At 67.9% G+C, this 5,158-nt stretch carries 5 protein-coding genes; 2 read left to right on the top strand and 3 right to left on the bottom strand.

From position 1 onward, the window contains the following. The coding region (locus AB0H37_RS44875) for a hypothetical protein (protein WP_360618836.1) at positions 1-418 on the bottom strand (418 nt) is incomplete at its 3' end. 19 nt (positions 419-437) lie between these two features. Here AB0H37_RS44875 and AB0H37_RS44870 point away from each other — a divergent pair. Continuing rightward, positions 438-707, top strand: a complete 270-nt coding sequence (locus AB0H37_RS44870) for an integrase core domain-containing protein (protein WP_360618834.1) — start codon at positions 438-440, stop codon at positions 705-707. A 190-nt stretch (positions 708-897) separates the two neighbouring features. Here AB0H37_RS44870 and AB0H37_RS44865 read toward each other — a convergent pair whose 3' ends face one another. Both AB0H37_RS44865 and AB0H37_RS44860 read right to left on the bottom strand, forming a co-directional pair. Beyond that, positions 898-2,313: a DEAD/DEAH box helicase gene (locus AB0H37_RS44865; protein ID WP_360618833.1), complete on the bottom strand. Its 1,416-nt coding sequence runs from the start codon at positions 2,311-2,313 to the stop codon at positions 898-900. Between the two features lie 341 nt (positions 2,314-2,654). Further along, entirely contained in the window at positions 2,655-2,858 is a 204-nt protein-coding gene (locus AB0H37_RS44860; protein ID WP_089315009.1) for a cold-shock protein, read from the bottom strand. A gap of 650 nt (positions 2,859-3,508) precedes the next feature. On the opposite strand from AB0H37_RS44860, the gene AB0H37_RS44855 reads away from it, so the two are divergent. After that, positions 3,509-3,874: a hypothetical protein gene (locus AB0H37_RS44855; RefSeq protein ID WP_360618832.1), complete on the top strand. Its 366-nt coding sequence runs from the start codon at positions 3,509-3,511 to the stop codon at positions 3,872-3,874. Positions 3,875-5,158 lie beyond the last annotated feature (1,284 nt).

The raw sequence follows: 5,158 nt of genomic DNA, 5'->3' as shown, positions 1-5,158 counted from the left end.
CCTGGCCGTGCCATCGAGAAGCGGCACCGTTCATCGATGGCCAGGGCACCGTTTGATGATCGACGGGGCAGATATTTTGTCGAGTTCGGGAACCAGCCAGGGCCGTCAGTAGCCGGTGGAGTGTAGGAGAGCCCAGGCGCCCCAGCCGGCTTCGGCTTCGGTGGCGTGCCAGACTGTGACCCTCACCGGCGCCTGCATGTACGTGCTGGCGGTCATCGAGCACCACACCCGCCGCGTCCGAGTCTTGGGCGCCACCGCTCATCCGACCGCGGTGGGGGTGACGCAGGCGGTGCGGAACCTGGTCATGGACCTGGAGGACGCGGGTTGCCGGGCACAGTTCTTGATCCGCGACCGGGACGGCAAATTCCCCGACCTGTTCGACGCGATCCTTGCCGATGCCGTCATCGACGGTGCTCACCGAGGTTCGGATGCCCAGGATGAACGCGTTGACGGAACGGTGCGTGCAGACCTCCCGCCGGGAGTTCCTCGACCGCACGCTGATCTGGAACCAGCGGCACCTGCTCCACGCCCTCCGCGAGTTCGAGACCTTCTACAACCAGCATCGGCCTCACCAGGGCATCACCAACGCACGCCCATTGAACCCGCTGCCTCCACCGATCACCGAACCAGACCAGATCGCCCACCTGAACATCCGAAGAAGACAACGGCTGGGCGGAATCCTCAATGAGTACGAACATGGCGCTTGACCTGCATGGATGAAGTCTTCGGCAGGGACAGGATTGCCGACGCTTCTCGAGGTGGGCCGGCCGGCGACGGGGGCCACGGGCGACCGGCTGAGCCGCGGGGTGGCCGGCCCGTTGCCGTCCACCCCCGACTCCTCGCCGTCGCCTTGGCGCGACGCGCCGCGGTGAAGTGCCGCGAGCGTCGACCGGTTGCCTATCTGCCGGCGCGCTCGGTTGTCGCGAATCGCTGGGAGCGGCGGTTTCGTGCGGGACGGCGGTTACGCCCGGCCCCGCTGTCTCGCCGTCCTTCGGAGGCCGGAGCGGACATGGTGATGGGGATGCCGGAGGGCGGTCGGGCACCGGTGATGCGGTTGAGTTCGGGATCGCCGGACCGCACCCGCGCGGAGCGCGGCGTGATGCCGGCCGTCACCATCATCCGGTCCATCTCACGGCGCTGCCTGGGCAGCACCAGGGTGACCACGGTGCCGGACTCGCCCGCGCGTGCAGTGCGGCCGCCTCGGTGCAGGTAGTCCTTATGGTCGTTGGGCGGGTCGACGTTGACGACCAGATCCAGTCCATCGACGTGGATGCCGCGCGCGGCCACGTTCGTGGCGACCAGGACGGAGACGTCTCCGTTGCGGAACTGCTCCAGAGTACGGTTGCGCTGCGGCTGGGACTTGCCTCCGTGCAGTGCCGCTGCGCGTACGCCGCTGCTCAGGAGGTTGCGGGTCAGCCGGTCGGCGGCATGCTTCATGTCGACGAACATGATGACGCGGCCGTCGCGGGCGGCGATGTGCGTGGTGGCATCCTGCTTGTCCGCCTCCGTGACGTGCAGCAGGTGGTGCTCCATGGTGGTCACCGCTCCCGCCGACGGATCGACCGAGTGGACGACCGGGTCGGTGAGGAAGCGCCGGACCAGACGGTCGACATTGCGATCCAGCGTCGCGGAGAACAGCATCCGCTGACCACCTGGGGCGACCTGGTCGAGCAACGCGGTGACCTGCGGCAGGAAACCCATGTCGGCCATTTGGTCCGCCTCGTCCAGGACGGTGGTGCGTACGTGCTCCAGGCTGCAGGCGCCCCGGTTGATCAGGTCCGTGAGCCGTCCCGGGGTGGCGACCAGGATCTCCGCGCCGCGATGGAGGGCGGCGGCCTGCCGGGAGATCGATACGCCGCCGACAACGGTGGCCGACCGAAGCTTGAGCGACTGGGCGTAGGGCATGAGGGCGTCGGTGACCTGCACGGCCAGTTCGCGAGTCGGTACGAGCACCAGGGCCAGCGGCTTACGCGGCTCGGCGCGCCGACCGGCGCTTCGGGCGAGCATCGCCAGGCCGAAGGCGAGGGTCTTTCCCGAGCCGGTACGTCCACGGCCGAGGACATCGCGGCCGTTCAACGCGTCCGGAAGCGTCGAGGCCTGGATGGCGAACGGCTCCGCCATCCCCTGTCGAGTCAATGTGGACAGCAGGGCCGCCGGCATTTCCAACTCGGCGAACGACGCGGCCGGAGGCAGCGGCGGCGTGGAACTGACGGGAAGCGCGAAGTCGTTCTGCCGCCGGGCGGCCGGTTGGCGCGAGGCCCTGGTAGGCGAGTGAGAGAAGCGACGTTGAGACGGACGGGTGCCATGGGTCATGTGCAAGGCCTTCCTTGAAGTGGGCACGTTTCGAGGAAGACTCCACAGCCCGTGGCCGGAGCGATCGCAAGAACGAACCAAAGTGAACCGCGAAGCAACACCGAAGCCGAAAAGGGCGTCGCGTGATACCGCGGAAGGCGGCTGAAGGACGGGCTCTGGGCTGAGCGGTGCTGTGCAGCCGAGAACCCGCAGCCGAGTACTCGGGGGAGCCGAATGGCGGAACGCCGTAGAAGGGCTACACCCCTGAAAGCTCAGACGCGGGCACCGACAGGAAGACTGTCTCCTGCCGGCAGGCGGGGTGCCGGGCTCAGGTGTGGGCCCGGCACTGCACTGTTCGGTTCTCAGGCGGGAACGATGTTCTCCGCTTGCAGGCCCTTCTGGCCCTGCGTGATGTCGAACTGGACCTTCTGGCCCTCCTGGAGCTCACGAAAGCCCTGAGCCGCGATGTTGGAGTAGTGCGCGAAGACGTCGCTGCCGCCGCCGTCCTGCTCGATGAAGCCGAAGCCCTTTTCCGCGTTGAACCACTTCACGGTGCCGGTGGTCATACTCGTCCCTTCCGAAAGGCAATTACGGAGCCCACACTTTGTGAGCCACGCGTCGCCGTAATGACCCCATCCGGACGGACTACCGGGGAAACAGAAAATGCGCCTGAGGTGAGTACCAGCAGGCGCACATAAGCTCATGGGAACCACAACTGCAACTACCGCCACGTTACCACCGGTGGATGGATCAGACAACATGCCGGGCGGTGTCCGGCCGACGTGCTCCACTGGCTCGCCGTCCGATCGGAGCCAGATGACCAGATAGGTCGTCCAGGGCGTGGCGGATCGCGGTGCGCTCGGGCCCTGGGGGAAGGGCGCGGCGGGCGGTGTGCAGGGCGCGGGCGACGGCGGCCTGCCCGACCTCGAAGAAGGTGCGGCCGCGGCCGCTCCGGTTCCGCGGGGCCGGTCACGGCGGCTCGGCGGACACCTCAACTCACGCCTCAGACCGACACCGGCATGGAACGCTGAGTCGGCTACCTGCCCCACCTGATGAGCCTCGAGGTCAGGCCCGGCCGGAATAGCCAGCGGTTCTCCCGCTGGCAATCGCTGCCCATGCGCTTTGCTTCTGGGGCGCCTGTTGACTTGCGGTTCCTGTGCGGGCGGGCCAAGGGGGCGTGGCGGGCCGGTGCGGTCTGGTGTCTACAGTGGCCGGCATGGGTGTTTACACTCCTGCGGGCAAGGATCTGTCGGCGGCTGTGTGGGCGACTCTGGACGCCGCAGGTCTCAAGGGCCTGGACGTCGCCGAGGCCGCGCAGTGGCCCGACACCTTCGATGGCGGGTTCCGGCTGAGCGGCCGGGGCGACCAGGTAGAGGTCTTTCACTCCCTGGACGCCGAGTACGCCCGGGCTCATCCCGACGCCCGGCACGACCGGATCACCGCGGTGATGTTCAGCACGATCGCTGACATCCTGCTCGCCGCCGGGTTCGGCTTCACCGCGCAGCCGGACGACCGCATCACCGACACCAACCGGCACAGTCCGGTCCTGCTGGTGCACTCCCACACCCCCGCACACTCCTGACCTCCCACCATCGCCGTCCTGGTCACCGGGGCTCCTCCTGCCGGCCCCCGCCGCCGACTGCCGTCTCAGAAAGTGGTCTGCGATGCCGGAACACCGGCCCCATCTACCCGCGGACGGCGGGCCCCTGGACTTCAGCGTGCCGGCCGATGGGCTGATCCGCTGCGCGTTCACTGTCAGCATGGACTTGCAGCAGGACCTCGCCCGGCTCAGCTCACACGACGGCGACGACCATCTGCCCCGGCGGCAGCGCGACGGCAAGCCCGGTCAGCCTGCCGCAGCGGCGCCGGCCCCACCGACCACGACCTCCACACCCCGATAAGAGACTCCGTGCCGCCCCCGTGGCCGAAGAGAAATCGTTCATCACCCACCGTGGCTACCAAGAGTAGTGCCGACGTCGCAATCAGGCCCGCCGCCATGGGGGAACTGAATGATGGAACGGACAGCGGAGACAACAGCACAGCTCAAGATGATCCAGCCACAGTTTGTGCACGGTGGTTCGGGGCTTCAGGTCGCTGGGCCCGTGCCGTCGGATCCTGCGCCGCACCGGCCTGGACCAGCACATCAACGTCACCGCCACCCTGGACCACGCCATCACCCCACCTCACCTGCTGAAACCGCCGCCGGGGCCCTCAACGCGGCCCCTGGCGCAGGTCCGCCCTCCGGGCCGTCAATCGCATCAGCTGACCTCCGAAAATCTCTGCCAGTCGAGATAGATTTTCGCGGCGGGTTGGGGTACTGTTCCTGTCATCGAAGAGGAACAAGTCCAGCAGACGCGGCAGAGGACGAACTGCCCGTACAGATGGATGACGCGGGCCGGGCGTGCCGGGGTCACAGCAGTGGAAGGGACTCCGGCAGCTGGCCTCGCAGGAGGCGGCCAACGGGCCGCCGGCAGTACGAACGCAAGTGTCAACAACTCAGGTAATGCAGGCAGGGAAGACACGGAAGGAGGGTCTCGGCACCATCGGGATCGCCCGCCAGCGGCTCCAGTCACGTCGCGCGGGAACCGCAGCCCCACAGATTGGACGGTGGTCTACGGTCACGCATCCGCGATCCCCGCGCCCCCGCCTGTGGCGGTCGGCGTGGACAAAGACCGGCCACAGCGCCGGATAGATGGTGTTGTACCTCATGGCCCCGGCGCCGCCCTTTGGCGCCGGGGCCCGTCGTTTCCCCCGAGCGCATCCTGCACCCACACCCCAGCGACAGTACGGAAGGTTTTGTGAGAGCACCTCAGCCGGTTCGATCCGGCACCCACCCAGCGCACCACGACCCGCATTCCGCCCAGCC

Source organism: Actinomadura sp. NPDC023710 (genome assembly GCF_040639875.1).
GTDB lineage: Bacteria > Actinomycetota > Actinomycetes > Streptosporangiales > Streptosporangiaceae > Spirillospora > Spirillospora citrea.
This window is presented reverse-complemented; position numbering and strand designations above follow the sequence as displayed.